This is a genomic window from Sphingomonas sp. dw_22, from assembly GCF_018449795.1.
Lineage (GTDB): Bacteria > Pseudomonadota > Alphaproteobacteria > Sphingomonadales > Sphingomonadaceae > Sphingomonas.
The window spans coordinates 135,820-160,479 of the sequence record NZ_JAAVVE010000001.1; the positions used below are offsets into that span (position 1 = coordinate 135,820).

Here is a 24,660-nt window from a genome sequence, read left to right on the forward strand (position 1 = left end):
CACCTTCATCATTGCGCTAATGCGCACCCGTCTTGTCTTACAGGTTAACTTGCTTTACGCACCGATCCTGTCTTACAGGTTTGCGTACCCAGCGTTTAAAAATAAAAGTGGGAGAGGATCAATGGCTTCACGGCGCGTTTCCGCGCGCGCAGCGGTTTCGACGGCTGCGCTCGCGATAGGACTGGCATTTTCGAACCCGGCATTGGCGCAGAGCGAACCCGGCCCTGCCCAAGAGTCGAGCGTTCCCGATTCCCAACCGGCCGGCGACGACATCGTCGTCACCGGCTTCCGCGGCTCGCTCGCCCGGGCGACCGAGGTCAAGCGCGAGGCCAGCGGCGTCGTCGATACCATCCTGGCCGAGGATGTCGGCAAGTTCCCGGACTCGAACCTGGCTGAATCGATGCAGCGCGTGCCGGGCGTCACGCTGGCGCGCGGCGATGGTGGCGAGGGGCGCAACATCTCGGTTCGCGGCCTGGGCGCATCGTTCACCCGCGTGCTGCTGAACGGGATCGAGGGCGCCAGCCAGACCAGCAGCTCGGACGTCCGCGGCGGCGGCAACCGCGGTCGAAGCTTCGATTTCAACGCCTTCCCCTCGGAGCTGTTCAGCGCGCTCACCGTACGCAAGAGCAGCGCGGCCGACGTCCAGGAAGGCTCGCTCGGCGCCACCGTCGAGCTGCGCGCGCCGCGTCCCCTGGACTCCTCGCAGGACTTCGTCCTCGCCGCCACTGCGCAGGGTACCTATGACGACCTGCGGGACAAGTTCAGCCCGCGCCTGTCGGGCACCGTGTCGAAGCAATTTGCCGACGGTACCTTCGGCGTGATGGCGGGCGCAGCCTATACCAGGCGCTACACCCGCGAAGAGGGCTATTCGGCGGTCGCGATCTTCGACGGCCTGCAGAATGGCGGCTTCTGCACGCCGCTGGGCTACGCGCCCCAGACCCCGGCCTCCAGCGCGGTGAACGGTGCGGACGCGGCGAATTGCGGCACCGGCGTGCCGCGCACGTCGAACCTCGACGCCTATCTGCTCGCGAACAGCGGCACGACCTTCCTGCCGCGCGTTCCGCGCTATGTCCGATCGGATCAGGACTATACGCGCTTCGGCGCCACCGCCGCGCTGCAATGGAAGCCCGACGACCGGACGGACATCAGCCTGAACGGCATATATTCGGTGTTCGACGTCAAGCGGCACGACCAGATGCTGAGCGCCCTGTCGTTCGCTCGCGCGGGCACCCAGAACGGCAAGCCGCAGACCTCGGTGCTGGAAGCGCAGGTCGATCCTGACGGCACGCTGGTTTATGGCCGCTTCAACGGCGTGGACGTGCGCACCGACGACCAGACCGAATTCTTCACCACGCGCTTCAAGCAGCTGTCGCTCGATTTCTCCCACGAGTTCAGCGACGCCTTCAAGATCGACGGCATGATCGGGCGGTCCAAGTCGATCTTCGACAACCCGATCCGCACGACGGTCAGCATGGACGCCAATAACGTCAACGACTTCACCTTCGATTTGCGCGGCGGCGGCACGATCCCGGTGATCGGCTGGGGCACGAACGTAGCCGATCCGGCGAACTTCGTGTTCGGTCCCGTCTTGCCCGACGGCACGTTCCAGGGGCTGGTCACCACGCGCTACCTGCGCACCTCGACCCAGAACACCAACGCGCAGGTCAGCGGCACGCTGACGATCGCGGGCTGGCTGAAGGCCAAGGTGGGCGCGCAATATCGCGAATCCGACTTCGTCTCGGTTTCGCGCGGCCGATCGCCGACCAATGCGGCGATCACGCCGTCCCTGCCGGCAGGGACTTCGCTTGCATCGTTGACCGATGTCCTCACCGGCTTCGGCAGCAGCATTCCGGGCGACATCGCCTCGAGCTGGGCGCTCGCCGATTATGACAAGTTCAACTCGATCTTCCACATGAGCGACAAGCAGGGAATCTGGGCGGAGGTAGGCCCCGAGGGTGGCTTCATCGCCGACAATGGCCGCATCCGCGAACGCGAGAAGGTCGGGTACGGCATGCTGCAGTTCGACATACCGGGCAGCATCCGTATCCGCGGCGATGTCGGCCTGCGCTATGTCCACACCGACCAGCTCGGCGTCGGCTATGTCCCGGTCGGCACGGGCGCGACGCAGGTCAGCATCACTCGCGGCTATGACGACTGGCTCCCGGCGCTCAATGTCGCGGCGGAGTTCTCGCGTGACTTCATCGTCCGCTTCTCCGCGGCCAAGGTGCTGTCGCGCGCCGAGTTGTCCAACCTGAGCCCGGGGGTCAGCTCGTTCTTCCCGAACCAGCGGACCATCTCGTCGGGCAACCCGCAGCTCGATCCGATCCGCGCGAACACGCTGGACCTGTCGCTGGAATATTATCTCCCGCGCGGCGGCATCCTGTCGGTCGGCGCCTTCTACAAGGACATCAAGACCTATATCCAGGCATTCCAGCAGAGCATGACCTATGCCGAGACCGGGTTGCCGACCTCGCTGCTGGAGGGCTCGGACGCGCTGCCGAGCGACGACTTCCGCGTAACCAGCTACAAGAACACGGCCGGCGGCCCGCTGAAGGGCGTGGAGGTCAACTATCAGCAGCCACTCTACTTCCTGCCGAGCTTCCTCTCCAACCTGGGCGTACTGGCGAACTACACGTTCGTGGACTCGAAGATCGTCTACTGCACCAACCCCGACTGCTCCACGACCACCCGCAAGCCGATGATCTCGCTGTCGAAGAATTCGTTCAGCGGGACGCTCTATTACGAGGACAAGAAGTTCAGCATCCGCAGCACCGGCACGTATCGCAGCGGCTTCCTCACCAACGTTCCGGCGGGCGTGGTGGGCAGCGACGTCCAGGGAAATCCCTCCACCTTCTATGTCGACGCCGCGGCCTATTACCAGCTGACTCCATCGGTTCGCCTGACGGTGGAGGCGCAGAACCTCACCAACGAACATAATGGCTATTATGTCGATTCGATCCGGCGGGATACGTTGTACGACATGTACAGCGGCCGGAAGTTCAGCATCGGCGTCAATCTCAAGCTCTAGTCCGCCCCCTTGGACTTTCCTGGCGGGACGGGCTTCGGCCTGTCCCCCCCATTTTTCGCTCCGGCCCCGTGGGGAGAATGTCATGAAGATCGCACGTCGTACATTTGTCGGCATGGCAGGCGCATCGATCGCCGCGCCCAGCCTCGCGCTCGCCAACGGGCGCAAATTCCTCGCAAACGACCACGGCGCACGTGGAGACGGCAAGACGCTCGACACCAAGGCGATTCAGGCAGCGATCGACGCGGCCGCGAAAGTCGGGGGCACGGTATCGTTCCGTCCCGGCACCTATCGCACGGGATCGATCTTCGTGAAGTCCGGCGTGACCTTCGAGGTGCCGAAGGGCGTACGGATCCTCGGTTCGACCAGCCTGGCCGACTATCCCGAGATGCCGACGCGCGCGGCGGACATCGAGATGTCCTGGCCCTCGGCGCTGATCAACGTCTACCGGCAGGACAATGTCCGCATCGTCGGCGACGGCATCATCGACGGCGACGGCAAGACCTTCTGGGACAGCTATTGGGCGTTGCGCCGCCAGTATGAGCCGCGCGGCATCCGCTGGGCGGCGGACTTCGATTGCCGGCGGCCGCGGCTGGTGCAGATCTTCCGGGCGAACAATGTGGAGTTCAGCGGGCCGCGCCTGCACCGCGCCGGCTTCTGGACGATCCATATCTGCTATTCGGACCATGTCCGCGTGTCGGATATCCTGATCAGCAACAACGAAGGCGGCCGTGGACCGAGCACCGATGCGATCGACATCGATTCCTCGTCGAACGTGCTCGTCGAACGCGCCGACATCTCGTGCAACGACGATGCGCTGTGCCTGAAGTCCGGGCGCGGCGTCGACGGCTTCCGGGTCGGACGGCCGTCGCAGGACGTGATCATTCGCGACTGCGTGGTTCGGGACGCCCATGCCGGTGTCACGTTGGGCAGCGGTACGACCGGCGGCTTCCACAACATCACCTTCGACAATATCGACATCCACTATCCGACGCCGGTCGGCATCCTGATGAAGTCGGCGCCGGGGCGAGGCGGGGTGATCTCCAACATCAACTATTCGCGGATCCGCATGCATGCCGTGCCGGTGGTGATGCGCATCCTGCCCAATTGGTATCCGGCTTACAGTTCGGTCACGATTCCGCCCGAGATCTCGCCGGTCCCCGACTATTGGAAGCTCCTCGCCGCGCAGGTGCCACGCGAGAAGGGGATGGTGAAGATCACCGACGTGCACCTGCGCGACATCCGGGCCACAGACGCCAGGACCGGCTTCGAGGTCGAGGCATTCCCGGAAGTGCCGGCCGAGCGCTTCACCTTCGACGACGTTTACATGGACGTCCAGACCGCGGGCTTCATCCGCAATGCGCGGGACTGGCGTTTTACGGGCTCGCAGATCGATTCCGTCGACGGCAAGCCCGTCGAGCTAGGCAACACGTCGGGCTTTGCGGGGCTCGGGAAATAAACCTGCTCCCGAATTGCTGGCATGACGCGGCGCCGTCGAACCTCCCCAGCACCTGAAGTCGGCCTCGATATATTCGGCGAAGCCGACCAGGAAGGGCACGATGAACGCGGTCATTGCGGATGCTCCCGCTCGACCAGCTCGACCGTCGGGGCATCGCCAGCCGCGCCGGCCGAACCGCCCGCGCCTCGCCGTCCCTGGCTGCCCAAGTGGCTGGGGGCGGCATCTTTTTGCGGAGCCGTCCCGAGGGCCGCGTTCACGAGACTGACATACGAGCCCAATAGAGTCGCTCGACATAGTCCGGAGCCCCGACCCGCATTGCCTCCGTTCCCCCCCCCTCAGTCCGGCAGTTGGCAGTCGACGGCGTTTCGCGTCCGCTACGGCGCCGCGCATTTCGGCAAGAGCCTGTTCTGGCATGCCAGCCAGATCCTGTTCGCCTTCTACCTGACCGAGATATAGTGCGATACCATTCGTCAGCCTTTGATGCCGTGGACGGCTCGCCGCATCGTCATAGCCAGTGCCGGCGGCGAGACGCTCAAGCCAAACTGCTAAACTGGTCGCTACAATCCCCCTCCCACCCAAGCCAAAGGCAGGCGGTTCATCGGAACCCTTCGAAAGCCAATCTTAACCGAACCGTCGCACCTTGAGCTACCTTCAAGCGCCGAACGCGCTGTTACGAACTGGCCGCCCATGATAAGTCGCAGCATGCGCAATGTACTATTCCGCGGTGCCTTCATATTCGGCATCGGACTTCTGCTCGCAAGCTGCGCAGGCACGCCTGGACCGGTGGTTACGGTCAGCGGAGCGATGCCCGCGCCGGGGAACTACGCCCTCGCCGACAGTGGCGTCGATGCCCGCCCGGATTGGCAGGGCGTCGTCGTCAAGGGGTTGCAGAATCATGGGCTCGTGCAAGGACCACGATCTTCCTATCTGGTGCAGTTGGCGCTCACCGAGCGCCCCGCCTTCGTCGGCACATTGCAACCAGATGAGAAAATACGCGATCGGCAGCGACGTCCCTCCGCGCGCCTGGCAGGCAAGCAGATCGCGACTCTGACGGTCCTCATCACCGACACCGCGACCGGCAGGGAACTCTATCGCGCCTCGGCCCTAACCGTTGGTCGATCCGACGTCGATGAAGTGATGGTCGGGCGCATGGCGGACGCCATTCTGCCCTCTGACGACGGCAACCGCCCGATGGGGACACATTCCAGGACATGATCCATCGGATCGGCGATCAGTCGGTCAGGAGATCCAGGATTAGTGTGAAGGTCGTCCCTTCTCCAGGCTTGCTATCGCACCGGATCGCGCCGCCATGGCGCCGCGCTACCGTTTGCACAAAGCTGAGACCGAGGCCCGCACCTCCGACATGCGACCGCCCATCCCGCTGAAAGCGCTCGAACAGGCGGTCGACAAGGTCCGCCGGCATGCCTGGGCCGGTATCGGTGATGGCGCAGACGGCCAGGCTGTGGCCTTCAGTCTCCTGCACGCTCAGCGAGCACGTCAGATGCCCGCCTTCGCCTCCATATTTGATCGCATTGTCGATCAGGTTGATGAGCGCTCGCGTCAGGAGAGAACGCTCGCCCATGACCAGCAGATCCTGATCCTCGCCGATGGTCGTAGCTTCAATATTCCGGGCCGAAATTTGCGGCCAGAGCTCATCGACGGCATCCTTGAGCAGATCCGAAAGATTGATCGGTTCGGGGCGAAAGCGCAGCATCTGCGCGCGGGCAAGGTGGATGAATCCGTCCGCCAGCTCCAGCGTCCGGCGCGCATAGCCGTTGATCCGCTGTCGCATGTCAGGCTGGAAATCCCCGGCCGGCGCCGTCCCGGTAAGCGCCAGGATCGATGTCAACGGGGTGCGCATGTCATGACTGAGGAACCGCAGCGTCTCCTCGCGCTGCTGGCGGGCGGCCCAGACAAAACTGACATCGGTCATCCGAACGATCCATCCGATCCGATGCCCATCGGCAGCGAGCCGCGGCGCGATCCTCAGGTCGAAACAACGTCCGTCGGGTAACAGCACCTCCTGTCGGCTCTCCTCGCCGGCAGGTGGCCAAGCCGATGGACTCCGGGTAGGCCAGTTCCCATCCGATGCGGCTTCATCCGCAGGCTGCAGCAGCGCGATCAGGGCCGCAATATCCGATCCGGCAGCAGGCACTGCCTGCGCAAGGAGCGCCTTGCCCGCCGCATTGGCCAGCAAGACCGAGCCCCCTTCGTTCACGACAAACAAGGCGTCAGGCAGTTGATCCAGGCTGTCGGCGACGAAGCGCCGCATATCGCGCACCTGCCCGATGGCCTCGTTCAGCAGCAGGGTCTGCCGCGAAACCGGGTCCATCCTCCCGGTGGCTGTCGGAGACGGTGCGAGCACATCGGGCTCCGCCCGCAGTGTCTCGAGTTCGCGGATCATATAACCGCTGACCGCCGCCAGCCGCCGCCAGCCCCAGAGCGGATAGACCAGCGCAAGCATGACCAGCGCGGGCGCGGGTGAGAGCCACTGGTGGAGCAGGAACAGCGATCCGATGCTCACCGTCAGGACGAGCACGGCCAGCACAAGCGTCGCCGCAACGACACCGCGCGGCTGCAACCGCGTGAAAGCGATCAGAAGCAGCCAGAGCGGGATCAAGGCCAACAGGCACTCCGGCACCGGTCCAGCCTGGAGGACCGATCGTCCGGACAGCAACTGATCGAGGAAATTCGCCTGGACCTCCAACCCTGGCATGACCCCATCGGGCGCACTCAGCGCAGTCGGATGGCGGTCGCCAAGGCCTTGCGCGGTGGCGCCGACCAGCACGATCCTGTCGCGCAGGATCTCCGGAGGGAATTCCCCCCGGAGCAGCGTGGCGGCGTCGATCGACGGGAAGTGCCCCGGCGGTCCGGCGAAGGACAGCAACCGCGGTTCCGTGTCGTCCGATGTGGGACCGGGGCGATCCGGCTGCACCGCACGGCGCACAAGCTCCATGAGATGCGGCCAGCGCTCGCGTGCATCGCCGTCATACCGGCGGATGCGCCGCACAAGGCCGTCCCCGTCGGAGATCAGGTTGACATGGCCGAAGCCGGCGGCCGCGTGACGGATCGGCTCGACCGGCAGCACGGAATCGAATGCCCTGCCGTTGCTGCCGGGCACATCGAACAGCAACGGCAGATAAACCGGCACGGTCGCCATCGCCGATGCCAGATCGCCGTCACCGGGTTTGGAATCGACGAACAGGATATCATAGGCGATCGCCTTGGGCCTGCCCTGGGCCAGGGTGCCGATCAGGCGCGCATGGGTTTCGCGCGTCCATGGCCAGGCGCCGACTTCCTGCAGGCTGCGCTGGTCGATGGTGACCAGCAGAATGCGGGGATCGGGGGCATGCTGATGCCAGCGCACCATGCTGTCGTAGATCAGCCGATCGAGCCGCTCCGTCGTGCGATCGAATACCATGAACAATGCGATCGCGGTGGACAATAGCCCGACCAGCCACCACTCCATGCGCAGCCAGCGAAGCCGCGACGCTCGCATCATTCGTTGGCGCTGACTGTCAGCCGCTCGACGGGGGACCATTGCTGCCGGGCGACGCCATCGACAAATTCCAGGCTCATGACGCGCCAATGATAGCTGCCTGGCGGCAAATTCGTCACCACGAACTGCTCGTCGGCAAGGCCGGCCTCATCGAACATCGGGATGGCACCTTCGGCATCGCTGGAAAGCAGGAAACGATAGGTGCGGTTGGCCGCCCCGGCCATCATCCAACGAAAGAGATATTCCCGATCGCCGCCCACCCGGCGAGTCTCCATCGCCGTCTTGATATAGGCGCGCCTCCGCTCGAAACTGAAAGTGGCTGGAATACCCTCAAGACCGTTCGCATCGATGCCGGAAACCCGCACGAACCAGGTGCCATCCGGCACGGAAGGCAAGCTGAATCCGAGCTCGGGCGTCAGCGTTTCGGACAAGGTGTCGATGAAACCGGCGTCCTGCGCGACCTGTGCATGGTAGGAACGCGCACCGGAAAGAGGCTGAAGGGTAAAGCTCAGATCCTCTTCATCCTGGAGCGTGCCGGGGTGCTCCAGTCCAGGCGGCGGCAGCAATGGGACCGCAGCATCGGTCCCCGTCGCCGACGATACCGCGCCAAAGCCCGCGGCGATCTTGTGGATGGCGCCATCGGCGTTCGATACGACGTCGACGACGCCATGCAGGACTTCGGTGGTCGTGCGATCGTCTCGATAAGTCATCCGGTATTCGGTGCCCCGCACCGCCGAAACCGCCGCGGGTGTCGAAAAGCGGAAATCGTCCTGCTGGCGCTTCATGGGCGTGACGATGGCGCGGGCACGCCCTGAATCGATAGCGAACAAGCGCTCGACTCCCCCGGTCAGCAACAGGCGGCGGAGCCGGCGAACCGCCACCCGGCTTTGCGACGGCAGGGCCACCACCGATCGATCGGGAAGCCCGAGGCTGACAAAGCCGTTGGCCGCCGTCGCGATCTCATCGCCTTCCCCCACCTGCATCCCCATCGCGACGGGGACATCGCCATCCGCGCGGTGAACGCGGACCGGCCCGCGAAAAGCCAGAACGCGCGCCTGCAGCATCTCATATCGCAGCAATTGCCTGGGGATGCGCAAGATCCTCCCCACCGGCACGTGATAGGGATCGGTGATGCGGTTCAGTTTCTGGACGATCCGGAAATCGGTGACCCGGAAAAAATAGCGCTCGGCCAGCGTATAGAGATTGTCGCCTTTCACGATGCGATAGAGGACGATGTCCTTTTCGGCCGCAGCGACGGCTACGGGCCGTGCATGACTTACAGCCATGGGCTGCGTCACAAGGGCAAGCACCAGCAATAATGGTCGTGGTCCCATGAAACGCATCAAACGACCGTTTCGAGCCGGTAACCATAGGCGTAAGCGGGAACCAGCCGATAGCCGTTCACGGCTCTCAGGCCGAGCTTGGTGCGCACCTTGGAGACGTGCGCATCCAGCGTCCGGGTCATGAGATCGGGATTGCCACCCCATAGCGCCTCGAAAATATAGGTGCGGGAAAGCGTGCGATGCAGGTTGCGGAACAGCATGAGGGCGAGGCCGAATTCCTTCGCCGTCACCTGGATATTCTCTCCGCGCAGGCTCAGCTTCTCCATGCGGATATCGAAGACATAGTCGCCATAGCTCTCCATGCCGTCGGCTGGCGGCTCGGGATAGGTGCGGCGGCATACCGCCTCGATCCGCGCCAGCAATACTGCCGGCACCGGCGGCTTCACCAGATAATCGTCCGCCCCCGCCTGAAGCGCCGCGACGATATCCTCTTCTTCCGCCCGGCTTGTCAGGATCAACATCGGCGGACGCTTCTCCATGTTCTGCTTCACCCAGTTGACAACATGGAAGCCGGTAACATCAGGAACGTTCCAATCAAGCAACAACACGTCGAACGTGTCGTGAAGCAATTGGTTAATCAGCTTCTGACCACTATTGAACCAGATACAGGTGTGGCCCGCATGAACAAGGTTGCTTTCCAGTTCGTTGGCGAGAGGTTTCTCGTCTTCAAGGATGGCGATCCGCATAACTCGGCCTTACCCCTAATCCGTGCTGCATATTCCTGCAAACACGACTTCCCATTTTCCAGTGGATGGCACCTAATTGTGTCCCCACAACCAGATAAAGTTAAATATTGTCACAGGCGTCCCGGCACGATCGCTCCCTGTTCCGGATGGCGCCGGCGGCCACCAGGAACAGGGATGAGACGATCACCAGTCGATCTTCACGCCCACCGAAGCCGAGGTTCCCTTGCGGGTCTCGTTGGCGTGCTTGTCGACCGAGAACAGGTGATCCACCTCGCCATAGAGGCTGAGATTCCTGCTCAGCGACCAGGTGAGCCCGCCCCCGACTTCCGCCGACGTGAAGCCCGTGGGCGTCAGGATCATCGTGCTTGCGGCAGGCCCCTGGAAGATGGTCCGCTGGTTGCCATCGAACCCGTGCCACAGATTGGCGCGCAGATAGGGCTTGAGCGCCGTCTTCTCGCCGATCGGCATGTCGCCGCGCAGGCGCAGCCCCAGCCGGCCGGTCAGCGAACCCTGGTCATGGAAGCTCACCGCCGCGTTCGGGATCGACATCGTGTCGATATCGGAGGCCTGGGCGACGATCTGCGCCTGCGGCTCCAGGATCCAGCTCTTGCCCAGCTTCAGTCCATAGCCGAGCTCGACCGAGGCCAGGAGGCCCTTGCCGCCGATATCGGCCTTGACGCCCGTGGATGCCGTCTCGCTGCCGCCATACCAGCTACGCTGGAGCACGGTATCGAAGTAGAAGCCCGACGGATTGGTATAGGTCCAGTACATGCCGACCGAAGTCGCCTTGGGCTTCAGCTTGCCGACATAGACCTGGTTGGCGAAGCCGTTCACCCGGGCGGTGGATTCAAGATAACCGCCATAGATGCCGAAATCGTGGCGTCCGCCATCGGGGTTGAGCATCTGGAACAGATCGGTGCCGATCTGGAATCCCCGGCTGTTGCCGTTCGTGGTGGGGGAAGCGACATTGTCCTGCGTGGCGTGGATGTCGCTCGCCAGGAAGCGGCCCCAGATGCGCCCGCCCACGCGATCGCCGGCGGGAATGGGCTGCATGTCGTCGCCCATGCGCTTGTGGAGCGTGCCGAGCATGTCCAGGTCGCCGGTGCGCAGCAGGCCGGGCAGCGCGGTCAGCAGCGGAGTCTCGGGGCGGAACTCGCGCGTGCGCAGATACCAGTTCTCCCCGCCGCCCGACGCATCGCCCGCATAGAGGCGATAGCGGAAGGCACCTGCATCGATATGATCGCCGGCCAGGCTGAAGGCGTCCTTGCTGGTCTGCGCGGTGGTGGTCGCGCCGTTCACCGCGCCGATCACCAGGATGCCGTCGCCATTGGTGTCCGCGCCGAGGCCGCCCGCATTGGTGATGCTGATCGTCGTATGGCCGCTGACGGTGGCGCCGCCGTTGGAACCGTCGAAATAGAGCGCGTCGCTGGGCGATCCGTCGGTGCCGAGCCTGGTGTCGAGCAACAGGGTGCCATTCTGGCCGACATAGTCGCCCGCGATGGTCAGCCGATCGACCGGATTGGTGCCCGGATTGGTCAGGTCGATCGTCCCGGCATTGGTGACCGTCAGGCGGCCGCCCGTGGCGAAGATCGTCGAATTGACGCCGTTGCCGGCGGCGAAGGTGGACCCCGCATCGATGTTGAACGCCGCCGGGCCGACCATGGCGAGGTTGCCGTCGGCGGTGAGCCGCGAGGCGTTGACCAGATCGATCCGGTTCCAGCCGGTCAGGCGCGTGGTGCCCGTCGTCCGGGTGTTGTCGAAGACGAGCTGATCGTTGCCGCCGGCGACGCCAGCGCCATCGATCCTGGTGAGGCCGCTGATGTTCGCGTCGGTCAGGCCGCGGAACACGGCGACATCGTTTCCGGCGCCGGTGGTCAGCTGGCCTGCGAAGGTGCCGCCGGTCATCAGGAAGACGTCATCCTGCGTGCCGAGATCCATCGTGCCGGCAAAGGCGCCTCCTGAAATTGCTGCATTGTCCGTGCCGGCACCGGTGGCGAGCGCTCCAGTGAAGCTGCCGCCCGAGAGGACGAAGCCATCGGCGCCCTCCCCCAGATCGGCGGGGCCGTTGAACGCACCGCCCGTCTGGGTGAACAGATCCGCGCCGGCCGCAGCGGTCAGCGACCCGTCCACGGTGCCGCCGGTCTGCTGGTAGATGTTGTTCCCGCCGCCGAGATCGATCAGCCCGGTGATGGTGCCGCCCGTCTGGACGACCGCCTGGTCATGATCGCCGCCGAGAATGGCGGCCTGGCCCGCCGGCGCGGTGATCGTGCCGGTGTTGACGAAGGTCTGCGTGCCGCCGGTGAGATCGACCACCGGCGCCGCGGTGCTCGAAGAAACCAGCGTGCCCCGATTGATGATCTGCCGGGCCGGACCGCCGACGAGCGCCGAACCACCCGCCGCGTTGGACACCGTGACGATGGCCGCGGTGTCGATGCTGCCGGTCGTGTTCAGGTCGATCCCCGTCGCGCCGGCACCATTGGCGTTGACGACATAACCGCTGCCCAGCACGAGATCGCTCGCGGTGGCTCTGCCGTCCGCATGGCGGAAGCCGATGCCGTCGCCCGCCCCCGCGACATTGATCGTCACCGTCGAAGCCGGATCGATCGCGGTGCCGGTACGGATGCCCGCGCCGTCGCCGACATTGATCGTCGTGCCGACAAAACCGATCGCGCTCACTTCGGCGGCATTCTCGACGCCGTTGCCGGTGCCGTTCACGGTGATCGTGTTCGCGCCCAGCAAGGCACCGGTGGCGCCGGTGCCGATGAGCACGCCGTGCGCGGTGCCGCCGGTGACGATGCTGCCGGTGCTGTTGTCGCCGTTCAGGAAGGCGCCGTCGCGGATATGGATGCCGGCGATGCCGTTGTTGACGGTGATCGTCGCATCGTTGCTGAGCTGCGAAGCCGAGCCGGCACCCTCCACCAGCAGGCCGGTACCGTTGGCGACGGTGATGTCGGCATTGTTCTTGAGGATGCCGCCGCTGCGCGCGATGACGCCGGTGTTGTTCACGCCGCTGCTCAGATTGACCACGCCGTCGTTGACGAGCGTGCCGCCATATTGGGTGATGAAACCCACGGCATTGTCGGTCGCGGAATCGATCCGCGCCTCGTTGGTGAGAGTCGAGGCGTACACTTCCGCACTCGGCGTGCCCGACAGATCGACCTTGCGGCCGTCCACCATGCCCGCGACCGCGCCGTTGCCGTCCAGCAGGACGGTGGTGACCGCGCGGATCACGCCCGTCGCGCCGCCGTCGATGCTGACCGCGGTTGCGCCCTCGCCCGTCAGGTTGAGCCGCGCATCGGCGGTATCGACCACCGTGCCCGTGCCCGATCCCCGAACGATCGTCGCATCCTTGCCCGAGGCGGTCAGATCGTTGCCGGTGCCGAGGAAGGAGGCGCCGTCCTCGACGCGAAACAGCGTCGAACGCTCGGTGCTCACATCGAGCGCGCCGGCATTGTTGGTGATGGTCGTGCCCGTGCCATAGGTGAAATAGCCGATCTGATCGGTGCCGGAGAGGAAATTGACCCCCGCGCCCGCGCCGATATCGACCGATGCGCCGTTGCGCGCATGGACGCCGATCGCGCCGTTGCCGCTGAGATTGACCGAACCGCCCACAAGGTCGGCGCCGGCCTGGGCACCTTCGGCCCAGATGCCGAAATTGCGCGTGCCCGACGCGGGATCGGCATCGCCATCGATATTGATGGCGCCGTTGTTGGTGATCCTGGTGGCAGTGGTGGTGCCGATCGCCTGGAGGCCGATGCCATTGACGCCGTTCAGTCCGATCGTGCCGTTATTGGTCACCGTACCGGCGGAATCGACGGCACGCATGGCCGTGTTCAGCAAGGGCGAGCCGCCGGCCGCGCCGTTGATGGCGATCGTGCCGTTGTTGACAAGGCTCGCGCCGGCGCCAGCGCCGTTCATCGCCATGGCGGTCGCGTTCTGGGTCTTCGAACCGATCACGATGTCGCCGTCGTTGGTGGCCGTGCCGGCATTCACGACGATGCCATATTGCGCGATGGTGTTCGCCGTATCCGCAACCGCTTCGGGGCTGTTCACGTCATATTGCGCCGCGCGGCCGATATAGATCGTGCCGCCGCCGACATTGGCGAAGCTGCTGCCGCCATTGACGATCACGCCGTTGATCGTGCCGCCCAGGGCATTGTTGTTGACGCCCACATTGATGATGCCGGCGTTGCTCCCGGTGGCGCCATTGTCGAGCAGCAGGCCATATTGCGTGGGCGCGCCGTCGCGGGAGTAATCCCAGCCGGCGACATTCAGGATGCCCTGATTGTCGAACGACGATCCCGCGCCGTTGACCGAGACAGTCCGGGCCTCGACATATTTCCCGCTGAAGTTGCCGGGGCCGGTGGTGTCCAGGCCATTGCCTGCATAATAGCCGCCGGAAATGACGCCGTTGTTCACCGCGCTGCTGCCGGAGCTGACGGCAAGGCTCGTGCTGTGGCCGGAAAGCCCGCCCCCATTCTCGATCTCGACATGCGCGCCGTTGACGGCGGCGACTCCCGCGCCCCGCTGGTCGATCTGGGCGCCGGACCGGATGATGCCGGTCGCGCCGGCGCCGTCGACGAACATGCTGTTGTTGCCGCCGGCCAAGGTGATGTCGTCGCCCGCATCGATCGTGAAGCTGAAGGTGGCATTCTGCGTGGTGAAGGAGACCGCATCGCCGAACGCGGCATCGTAAGCGGCTTGCGAGGAGAGCCTGCCGGCCTGGAGCGCGCCGATCAGGGTCTGGTTATAGGCATCGAGCTCCGCCGCGTTGGTGACGGTATAGCTGTTGCCGTCGAACCCGGTGAAGGTTCCCGCATAGACGGGAGTCTGCATCGCAACTGTCCGGGTCGTCGTCCCGGCCGCCGCACTCGCGACGTCGCCCATGTAGATGCGATTGCGCGACGTCCAGTCGATCGTGCTGCCCGCGCCCTCGGCAACGGTCAGCTTCGTCTGCTTCGCAGCCATGTCGATCACGTTCCCGGCCGCCGACGGCGCCTGCGCCGCGTCCCCGATATCGACCAGCAGCGTGCCGCCGGATACCGTGCCCAGGCGCGCATCATAATATTGGTCGTCGCCCACATTCACGAAGGTCTGGGTGGTCGAGTTGTTGAGCTGCCCCCAGTCGGTCGTCTGGAAATTCGCCGAATTATAGGTCGCGACGACGATATTGGCCCCGGTGACCGGATCGGGCGTGCTGACGCCCTGCGTCTTGGAGCCGAGCAGCAGCCGCTCCACGCCATTGGCGTTCGGATCCAGATCGCCGAGATTGTGCGACTGCAACCCCCTGGAGCCGGCCTCGATATCCGAGCCCGAGCCCGCCAGGGTGATCGTATCGCCGCCACTGACGACGGCCGCACCGACCTTGTTGTCATTATCGCGCGGATTATAGGGTGGCAGCGGGCATGTCGTGCCGCTCGGGACCACCGTGCCGCCATTGGGGCCGGCACCGCCGGTGCCCGTATTGCACTCCGACGCATAAGCCCGGTCGGCAGGAATACCCAGGGCCGCGACGGTGCCGAGGCCTGCAAGGATGGCAGTGGAAGCGAGAATGCGGCCCCTGTACGCCGCACCGATTTTCTTGGACACAATATCTCTCCGCAACATTTATCGACAGTCAGAAACAATCAGCTTGGAAATAACTGACCGCCGGATGCCACGGATTTTGTGTTAGTTCGTGCCAAATAATGTTAATTGTTAAATGTATTAATAGTTATAAAAAGTGATAATTGCCAAGATTATCGATACAATACCCGAAAACAACTATGGATCATCATCATTACATCACCCTTCAAACTATAACAGATCGCGCATATCATCACGGAAACCCCTTTGCGTTGGTTCTGCACTAAAGGGTAACGACCACTTGGCCGCAGACCGGAAAGATTGGGGCCAGGGCGCTGACCGGCATCGATCCCAGTGTCGGCAGCTCGAAATACAGCACCAACGACCTGGCTCTACGCAAAGTCGGTGAAGGGCATGATGGCGGAATGGCACGCCGGGGAGCAGGCACTCGCCAGACCGCTTTTCCCCGCAACCGACATCCGATCGATGATCCTCGGATCAGGAGCGGATTGGATGCTTCGCCTCGGACGTTCAGGCACACCGGATTTCGATTTCCGTTCGCAGAATATTGCCGGGCGGATCCCGTGGCGCCGGCATGCCCGCACCGTCACCAGGCCCGCTTCCTGCGCCTTCAAATCATCGATGCCCCACTCTTCACCGGGCCTGCTCAGCGTCGAGCATGCCCGGCCAGAAATCATGGCTTCGGCATCATCCTCAGCGCTGCGGTGGTCATCGCGATGGTCGCAGTCTCGATCACCGCCTCCGCGTCCGGCGCCCAGAGCGGACTGTGAATCGACGGCAGCCTGGCGACATCGCCTCCCGCAGCCTGCCACTTGTCGGCCGGTACGCCGCCGACCCAGAACAGGAAGCTCTGCACCGACCCGGTGTCGGCCAGCCAATATTCCGAAAAGTCTTCCCCGCCCATCTGCGGCTTGATCCTGACCACCCGATCGGCGCCGAAGCGCGCGGTGAAAGTCTCGCCGAGCGTCGTGGTCAGCGCCTCGGTGTTGAAGGACGCGGCGATCCGGTCGTCGGGGCGCAGCGTGACGACCGGCATGCGGTCCTCGGGCATGCCGGCGCCGATCGCCTCGCCGCGCGCGATCCGGGCGATGCCGTCGAGCAGCGTCTTGCGGACCTCCGGCGTGTAGCTGCGCACCGTCAACTGGAGCCGCACATCGTCGGGGATGATATTGTGCTTGAAGCCGCCATGGATGCTGCCGACGGTGACGACGGCGCTTTCGAGCGGATCGGTCTCGCGCGAGACCAAGGTCTGCAGCGTGGTCACGATCCGCGCCGCCAGCACGATCGGATCCTTGGCGAGCGAGGGATAGGCGCCATGCCCGCCGACGCCCTTCACCAGGATATCGACCGAATCGACATTGGCCATGGTGTAGCCCTGGGCATAGCCGATCGTGCCGGCCGGCAGCGCCGCGGAATCATGGAAGGCTATGGCGATGTCGGGCTTGGGGAAGCGGGTGTAGAGTCCATCGGCCAGCATGGCCCGCGCCCCCGCGCCGATTTCCTCGGCGGGCTGGGCGATCATCACCAGCGTACCCGACCAGCGATCCTTCATCGCCGCCATCCGCCGCGCCGTGGCGATCCAACTGGTCATATGCGTGTCATGGCCGCAGGCGTGCATCACCGGCACATCCTCGCCGTTCGGCAGCTTGCCGCGCGCCTTGCTGGCGAAGCTCAGGCCGGTCGTCTCGGCCACGGGCAGGGCATCCATGTCGGCGCGCAGCAGCACCACCGGCCCCGGACCGTTGCGCAGCACCGCGACCACCCCGGTACGCCCCACTTTCTCGGTCACTTCGAACCCGGCCTTGCGCGCTTCCGCCGCAAGGATGGCGGCGGAGCGCACCTCGTTGAAGCTGAGCTCCGGATGGGCATGGAGATCGCGGTAGATCGCGATCAGCGACGGCAGATCCTGCCGAACCGCGTCCGCCAGCGGGTCCGCGGCGACGGGCGAGGACGCGGCCATGGCGAGAAGCGCCAGCACGGCACGCACGCGCATCGACACGATCACTGGACCTTGTCGAAATGCAGCGACACGCGGGGGATATCGAGCGTGAAGCCCTTCCCGTCATCGTCGATCATGAGCTGATTGGCGCCTGCGCGATATTGCCCCTGCACGCGCTTGAAAACCATCGGCTCCGCCGGCCGGCCGTCCGGCCGCTCGATCCGGATCGTGATGCCGTCGCTGCTCGCAGCGAGCACATAGGTCGCGTTCAGATTGGGGGTCTTGTACCGGCCGTCGATCGTCTCGACGGGATAGTCCGGCTCGCTGACCGGCGGCAGGCCCTCGGCAAGCGCGGCGATGACCGCATCCGCCTTCTCATTGGGATCATAGTCGCCATTGTTGCAGAGCAGGGCGATGCCGATCCGCTTGCCGGCATTATAACCGAACAGCGTCTTGAAGCCGCCGGCGGCACCGGTGTGGTGAAACCAGTGCGGCCCGATCAGCAGGGCATTGCCATAGGTGATGCCCCAACCCCCTCGCAGCGCCGGTGCGCCATTCTTGAACTTCCCCGGCATGGTCATCAGCCGCGTGATCTCCGCGGTCCAGACCTTGTGCCCGGTATCGATATCGTAGTTCCACTTGCCGAGATCATCGACCGTCGTAATCAGGCCGCCCGATCCGCCGAACAGCGGATAATCGTTCGACGACGCGATCGTCCCGCCCCTGGCGACATAGCCCTTGGCGAAATTCGGATCGGTGGTCCGGCTGCCCAGCATCACGAAGCTGCGGCGCATGCCCAGCGGCTTCAGCACGTTCGCGTTCACATAGGCTTCGAACGGCATCCTGGTGACACGCTCGACGATCTCGGACAGCAGCAGATAGCCGCCATTGGTATAGTCGTATCGGGTGCCGGGCTCGAACTTGGTGTCGGGCTGGCGATAGACCTCGGCAAGGCCCGACGCGCGGGACGGCTCGGAGATATCGCCATAGCCTTCGAGCCCGAGCAGCGCGAGCGAATCGCGGACGCCGCCGGTCATGTTGAGCAGCATCTGCACCGTCACCGGATGCGCATATTGCGGCAGCTCGGGAATATAGGTGCGGATGTCGTCCTCCAGCCGCACCTTGCCGGCGACCACCTGCTGCATCAGCGCGACGGCGGTGAACTGCTTGGACACCGACGCTGCGTAGAACTGGGTGTCCGACCGGATCGGCCGCCCCCCCTCGACATCGGCGAAGCCCGCATTGACGCGTTCGGCGGGCTTGCCGTTGCGGAAGATGCCGACGCCGCAGCCCGGCTGCGGCGTGGCGGCGGGCACCGCCAGCGCCGCCTTGATGCGTTCGGCGGCGCCGGGATCATCGGCGTGGGCCGGCGCCGCGACCAGTGCGAGCGACGGCAACAATGCGAAGCGACGGACCATCACACCTCTCCTTCCTGTTCGTGCGCGGCACGGGGGGCCGCGCGTCCCCCTGGGTCAGAAGTTGAAGCGGACGCCCCCGATGAACTGCCGCCCGATCGTGTCGAACAGGCCGCGCGTCGTGCCGTAGCCGCCGCCGCCGGTGATCGGCGGATCGGTGTCGAGCAGGTTCTGCACCGCGGCGAACAGCGCCACCTTGCTGTCGCCGCCCTTCGGCCGGAACAGCGTCACTTCACCCGACAGGTCGAGATAGACGCGGCCCTTCACGCGCAGTTGGTCGAGATCCTTCGCGGTCAGCGTGCGATCGATGAAGCCGCCGCCGATGTAGCGCGCGGTGCCGCTGAACCGGAAGCCGGCGGCGACGTAGCTGGCGTTGACGTTCGCCTTCCACGTCGGATTGCCGCCCAGCGCGGCGACGGTCGGCTGCGCCATGCTGTCGTCGAGCCGCGTCGCGGTGATGCCGTCGTTGATCTCGGTCTTCATCAGATAGTTGACCAGGGTCTGGAAGGTGATGCGATCGGCGCCGACCGGCAGCGTGTATTGCAGCTCGAAATCGATGCCGCGCGTCATCGCGCTGGCCAGATTGACCGGGCCGGAGAACACCTCGGTGATCTTGCCGTTCACGTCGCGGGAGATGAACGCGCAGGCCGCCGTGTTGGTGGTGAAGCATTGCTGGACGATCGCCGCCGGCGTGATCTGGATGATCGCGTTCTTGATATTGATGTCGTAGTAATCGACCGACAGGCTGAGCCGCGGAATGAAGGTCGGCGTCAGCACGACGCCGCCGGTGAAGGTATCCGCCTTTTCGGGCGTGAGATCGGGATTGCCCGCCGTGCGCGCGGTGACCAGGTAGCTCTGGCCCAGATAGCGCGGATCGAAATCCGTCACCGTCAGGTTGGAGCTGCCGCTGCGCTGGAACAGTTCGGCCAGGCCGGGCGCGCGGATATCGCGCGAGCGCGTCGCGCGCAGGCGGATCGAGTCGGTGATCGCATAGTCGACCCCGCCCTTCCATGTCGTGACCTCGCCCGATGTGCTGTAGTCGGTGATGCGCCCGGCGAGATCGATTTCCAGCCGCTTGCCGATCGGCGAATCCGCGAGCAGCGGAACCAGGACTTCGCCGAACGCTTCCTTGACGTGGACCTCGCCCGTATAGGGCAGGGTCGGTCCGCCGAACATGCCGGACTGCGACGCCGTATTGGCGCCGGTCACGAGATCGAGATCGCGATAACTGGCGCCGGCGGCGAACGCCACCGACCCCGCCCAGGTCGAGAACGGGCTGCCGCGCACCGTCGCCGCGACGGTGTTCTGCCGGATGTCGCTGGTGCCCTCGCCGATGCCGTTGACATAGTTCAGCGCCGGATTGCTCGGGCTGACGATGCCCAGGATGTTCAGCGGCACGCAGCCATTGTTCGGATTGGTGATCGTCGAACGGCAGATCGGATCGACCACGCCCGGCGTGCGCGGATCGTCGATCGCATCGATCGCGTTCGCGAAATTGGCGGTGACGCGCGAGTTGTAGCTGATCGTCTTGCTGTAGTTGCGGCCATAGGCGTAATAAGCGTCGAAGTTCCACCCCGGCGCGAACTCGCCCTTGATGCCGGTCGACATCTGCACCGTATCGATATCGAAGACGTTGCGGACGCGCGAGGTGTCGTTGCCGCTCTTGCCGATCGTGATCGTCGCGACGTTGTTCGCGATCATCGTCGCCCGCAACGCGGCCGGCAGGAAGACGTTGTCCACGCGCAGCGCGTTCTGGAAGCTGGTGGGAATGCCGTCCTGCTCCGAATTGAGCTTGTGATAGGAGAATTCGGCAAACGCCTCCCAATTGTTCGACAGCTCGTAGGTCAGGCGTCCGAAGCCGCTGTAGCGCGTGATCGGCGTGCCGCCGACCTGTTCGGCGACGCCGTTCAGCCCGTCGCCGCCGAGCATCGACCCGGAGGTGACCAGCGTGCCGAAGTTGAACGGGATCGCCTGGCCGGCATCGGAGAACTGGATGCCCTTCAGATAGGTCGGCAGGCCGACGATGCTGTTGATGTTGGCGGCACCGTTGCTGAAGGTCGCGCCGGTGATCACGCCGCCATAGGTGGCGTTGCTGCTGCGGATGCCGCCATCGACCACGAAGAAGCGCGGCTGGTCCGGCGTGCCGAGGCCGCCATTGCCGGCGTTCGGATTGGCGAGCTGGCCCGGCCCCTTGGCGCTCCAGTCGCGGTCGAACAGGCGCTTGATGCCGTTGTTGTCGGAGAATTCGCCGCCGACGACCAGATGCAGGTTCTCGGTGATCTTGGTGCCCGCGGCGACCGAGGCGAGGATCTGGCGATAGTCGCCCTCCTCCGCGGCGCCGACCTGGAAGGTGCTCTTGAGCCCTTCGAGCTTCGAATTGATGCGCAGATTGACGACGCCCGCCACCGCATCGGCGCCATAGGCGGCCGAAGCGCCGCCGGTGACGATATCGACGCGATCGATCAGCGCCTGCGGGATCGTGTTGATGCTGACCGCGCCGGTGGGGTTGGTGGGCACATAGCGGCGGCCGTCGACCAGTACGAGCGTGCGGGCGAAGCCGAGGCCGCGCAGGTCGAGGAAGTTGCCGGCGGTCTGCGTGTTGCCGCCGGCGTTGGTGGCGCTGGTCGGGGTCAGCGACGGGCGCAGCGCCGGCATCTGGTTGATCACGTCGGCAACATTGGGCGCCGAAACCCGCTCGAGCGCGTCCGCGCCGATCACCGTCACCGGCGTCGGCGAGCTGAACCCGTTGCGCTGAACGAGCGAGCCCGTGACCACGATATCCCCGCCCGCGGCGGGCTCGGCCTGGTCCTGCTGGGCCAGAGCTTGCTGGGCCAGATTTTGCTGGGACTGTCCCGACGGCTCGTCCGCTTCCTGCGGGACCGCCGTGGTCGAGACCTGCGCGAATGCTGGCGTACCGCCCAGGATCATTGCTGCGCTTGCGAACAGCATTGCGCGCCGACGAAATGCGGTTGCCCGCCGCGAGTCGTTCGTTAGAATTTTCATGCGCTTCGCGCCCCCTTTGTTGCGTTGCAGCAGCTTCACCGCGCCATATCCTAACGAACAGAGTGAATCGCATCGCACACTCATAGCCCGCGTCTATCGATCGACGGGGGCTTGCGGAGGCTCCGATCGGGCGTCATGCGGGCCGCCATCGACGGGAGGAAGCGTCCATGGAGAGCATAGCCGAGCGCATGGCGCTCGCCGGGATCGTGCTGCCGGCGCAACGCCAGGCGCAGGGCAATTACGTGCCCTTCATCATGGACGGGTCGTATCTCTGGATCTCGGGCCAGGTCTCGAATTTCGACGGCAGGGCCGTCACGGGCACAATCGGCGACGATCTGGATCTCGCGGCCGGCCAGGCGGCGGCGCGCCTGTCCGGGCTCAACCTGCTCGCACAGATGGCGGCGGCGCTGGACGGCGACCTGGAGCGCATCCGGCAAGTGGTGCGGGTCACCGGCCATGTGCAGGTGGCGGCGGATTTCGTTGGCATCCCCGCCGTCATGAACGGCTGCTCCGACCTGCTCGTCGAAGCGCTCGGTGCCCGCGGGCGGCATAGCCGGACAAGCGTCGGCGCCTATCGCCTGCCCGGCGGACATGCCGTCGAAGTCGATGCCGTGATCCGTATCGCCCAGGGCTGAATGTCGCCCCCTCTTAGCCCCAGAAGCCAGGGTCCGGGCGCACCATCCTGCCTTCGCGCATCGTCACGCCGCCGGGCCGGTCCCGCGCGAGCCATAGCGGCCCGTCCAGATCGACATAATCGGCACGGGCCGCAATGTGCATCGCTGGCGCGATCGACAGCGAGGTGCTGACCATGCATCCCACCATGACGCCGAAATCCCGCTCCCGGGCGGCCGAGAGCAGTTTCAGCGCCTCGGTCAGGCCCCCCGTCTTGTCGAGCTTGATATTCACCATCCGGTAGCGCCGCGATAGGATTTCGAGATCGTCCACGATATGGCAGGATTCGTCGGCGCAGATCGGCACGCGCGCCGCGAATCCTTCGAGACAGGCATCCTCGCCCGCGGGCAGCGGCTGCTCGACGAAGTCCACGCGGAGTTCCTCCAGCAGCGGCTGGATGGCTTCCAGCAGCGGCATGTCCCAACTCTCATTGGGATCGACGATCAGGCGCGCGCCCGGAGCCGCGGCGCGGACAGCGCGGATGGCCATGTCCGGGGCATTGGCATCGACCTTGATCTTGATAAGGGCGCCCTCCCCCATCGCAGCCGCGGCGGCGGCCATCTTTTCCGGCGTGTCGAGACTCACCGTGAGCGCGGTCGTCACCGGCGCCGGATCGCCCCAGCCGGTCGTCGCGCCGACGCTGCGTCCGCCCAACGCCGCATCGAGATCCCATAACGCGCAATCGACCGCGTTGCGGGCAGCGCCGGGTGGCAACAAAGCGGAGACGTCGTCTCGCGAAGCGCCATCCGCCAAGGCGCCCGCGATCGCCGCGACCTGCGCCTCCACGCTCTGCACGGTTTCGCCATAGCGGGCATAGGGAACCGATTCCCCTCGGCCAACCGCATCGCCCTGTCGCAGTTCGACGGTGACGACCTCGGCCATTGTCTTGGTGCCGCGGGAGATGCGGAAGGGCGTGGCCAGGGGCCATTGCTCGATGCCGGTGCGCACATGGCGCATCACGACACGGCCTCGCCTGCGAATGTCGCGAGCAGATGATCGGCGATGCGATCGATCCCCATGGCGAGCGGATCCTGGCAGGGGAGCCCCAGCCGGTCCTCGATCGCCCGGCACGCCGCAACCGCATCGTCCCGGCCGAGGGAAGACGTATTGAGGGACACGCCGACCGCCACGACATCCGGAGACGTCAGGCGCGCCGCTTCGAGATTGGCCTCAAGACAGGTCTTGAGATCCGGCAGCGGCCGCCCCGGTATGCCGCGGATATGCGGCCGGCCGGCCTCGTGGCACAGGACGATCGCGTCGGGCTGGGCGCCGTGCAGGAGCCCGAGCGAGACTCCGGCGAACGAAGGATGGAACAACGACCCCTGCCCTTCGATCAGATCCCAGCCGCCGTCGTTCCGCGCCGGCGATACCCATTCCGCGCCGCCCGAGATGAAATCGGCCACCACGGCGTCGATCGGCACGCCGCTCTGGGCGATGAAGATGCCCGTCTGGCCGGTCGCGCGAAAATCCGCGACGATGCCGCGGCGGCGCAATTCGCGCTCCAGCGCCAGCGTGGTGTACATCTTGCCGACCGAGCAATCGGTGCCGACGGTCAGCAAGCGGAGCCCGGCACGCGGCACCCCTTTGCCGACATCCAGATGCGCGGGCGGCTCGCGGACATCGATCAATTGCAGGTTGCCCGCGGCGGCGGCGGCCACGATCTCGGGAATCGAGGTCAACCGCTGATGCAGCCCGGAGGCGATGTTCAGCCCGGCCGAAAGCGCCGCCAGGACGTGCGCGATCATCTCCTGGCTCATCGTGCCGCCCGGATTGGCGACGCCGAGGATCAGGGTGCGCGCGCCCCGCGCCTTCGCTTCCGCGAATTCGAGATGCGGGAGCCCAAGTGTGATGGGGGTGCCGTGCGAACGGAACTCGCCGATGCAAAGTTCGGGACGCCATACCGCGATGCCGCGTGAGGTCTTGACGGAGAGTTCGTCTCTCGGGTTCCCGAGATACAGGAGATAGGGATCGGGGATCATGCTGGTCTCGCAGCGATCGGGCGTGATCGCGCAGCCACACTCAGTCCAACGGGC

At 65.2% G+C, this 24,660-nt stretch carries 14 protein-coding genes; 5 read left to right on the forward strand and 9 right to left on the reverse strand.

Annotation, left to right across the window (positions count from 1 at the left end; all coding sequences use genetic code 11):
* The first annotated feature begins 121 nt into the window (after positions 1-121).
* From HB724_RS00565 to HB724_RS00580, 4 genes are all read left to right on the forward strand, one after another.
* Entirely contained in the window at positions 122-3,028 is a 2,907-nt protein-coding gene (locus HB724_RS00565; protein WP_213978948.1) for a TonB-dependent receptor, read from the forward strand.
* A gap of 82 nt (positions 3,029-3,110) precedes the next feature.
* Entirely contained in the window at positions 3,111-4,484 is a 1,374-nt protein-coding gene (locus HB724_RS00570; protein WP_213978949.1) for a glycosyl hydrolase family 28 protein, read from the forward strand.
* A gap of 315 nt (positions 4,485-4,799) precedes the next feature.
* Positions 4,800-4,940, forward strand: a complete 141-nt coding sequence (locus HB724_RS00575) for a hypothetical protein (RefSeq protein ID WP_213978950.1) — start codon at positions 4,800-4,802, stop codon at positions 4,938-4,940.
* A gap of 231 nt (positions 4,941-5,171) precedes the next feature.
* On the forward strand, positions 5,172-5,699 hold the full coding sequence (locus HB724_RS00580; protein WP_213978951.1) for a hypothetical protein: 528 nt from the start codon (positions 5,172-5,174) through the stop codon (positions 5,697-5,699).
* Between the two features lie 16 nt (positions 5,700-5,715).
* On the opposite strand, the gene HB724_RS00585 is transcribed toward HB724_RS00580, so the two are convergent.
* The 7 genes from HB724_RS00585 to HB724_RS00615 form a co-directional block, all read right to left on the reverse strand.
* Positions 5,716-7,953, reverse strand: coding sequence for a CHASE2 domain-containing protein (locus HB724_RS00585; RefSeq protein ID WP_256731209.1), 2,238 nt, complete (start codon positions 7,951-7,953; stop codon positions 5,716-5,718).
* 29 nt (positions 7,954-7,982) lie between these two features.
* A complete protein-coding gene (locus HB724_RS00590) occupies positions 7,983-9,326 on the reverse strand; it encodes a FecR domain-containing protein (RefSeq protein ID WP_256731210.1) in 1,344 nt (447 codons plus the stop codon).
* Positions 9,326-10,012, reverse strand: coding sequence for a response regulator transcription factor (locus HB724_RS00595; protein ID WP_213978953.1), 687 nt, complete (start codon positions 10,010-10,012; stop codon positions 9,326-9,328). The genes HB724_RS00590 and HB724_RS00595 overlap by 1 nt, the downstream gene beginning before the upstream one ends.
* A gap of 183 nt (positions 10,013-10,195) precedes the next feature.
* Positions 10,196-15,601 (reverse strand): autotransporter outer membrane beta-barrel domain-containing protein, encoded by a 5,406-nt coding sequence (locus HB724_RS20660; protein ID WP_213978954.1) that lies wholly within the window; start codon positions 15,599-15,601, stop codon positions 10,196-10,198.
* A gap of 670 nt (positions 15,602-16,271) precedes the next feature.
* On the reverse strand, positions 16,272-17,591 hold the full coding sequence (locus HB724_RS00605; protein ID WP_213978955.1) for an amidohydrolase: 1,320 nt from the start codon (positions 17,589-17,591) through the stop codon (positions 16,272-16,274).
* 8 nt (positions 17,592-17,599) lie between these two features.
* Positions 17,600-18,955 (reverse strand): serine hydrolase domain-containing protein, encoded by a 1,356-nt coding sequence (locus HB724_RS00610; RefSeq protein ID WP_213978956.1) that lies wholly within the window; start codon positions 18,953-18,955, stop codon positions 17,600-17,602.
* A gap of 54 nt (positions 18,956-19,009) precedes the next feature.
* A complete protein-coding gene (locus tag HB724_RS00615; protein ID WP_213978957.1) occupies positions 19,010-21,901 on the reverse strand; it encodes a TonB-dependent receptor in 2,892 nt (963 codons plus the stop codon).
* Between the two features lie 221 nt (positions 21,902-22,122).
* Between HB724_RS00615 and HB724_RS00620 the strand changes: the two genes are divergently transcribed.
* Positions 22,123-22,590, forward strand: a complete 468-nt coding sequence (locus tag HB724_RS00620; RefSeq protein ID WP_213978958.1) for a RidA family protein — start codon at positions 22,123-22,125, stop codon at positions 22,588-22,590.
* 13 nt (positions 22,591-22,603) lie between these two features.
* On the opposite strand, the gene dgcA is transcribed toward HB724_RS00620, so the two are convergent.
* Positions 22,604-23,584 carry an N-acetyl-D-Glu racemase DgcA gene (gene dgcA, locus HB724_RS00625; RefSeq protein WP_213978959.1) on the reverse strand — a complete coding sequence of 327 codons (981 nt, stop codon included), beginning with the start codon at positions 23,582-23,584 and terminating at the stop codon, positions 22,604-22,606.
* A complete protein-coding gene (dgcN, locus tag HB724_RS00630; protein ID WP_213978960.1) occupies positions 23,584-24,606 on the reverse strand; it encodes an N-acetyltransferase DgcN in 1,023 nt (340 codons plus the stop codon). The genes dgcA and dgcN overlap by 1 nt, the downstream gene beginning before the upstream one ends.
* Positions 24,607-24,660: the final 54 nt, after the last annotated feature.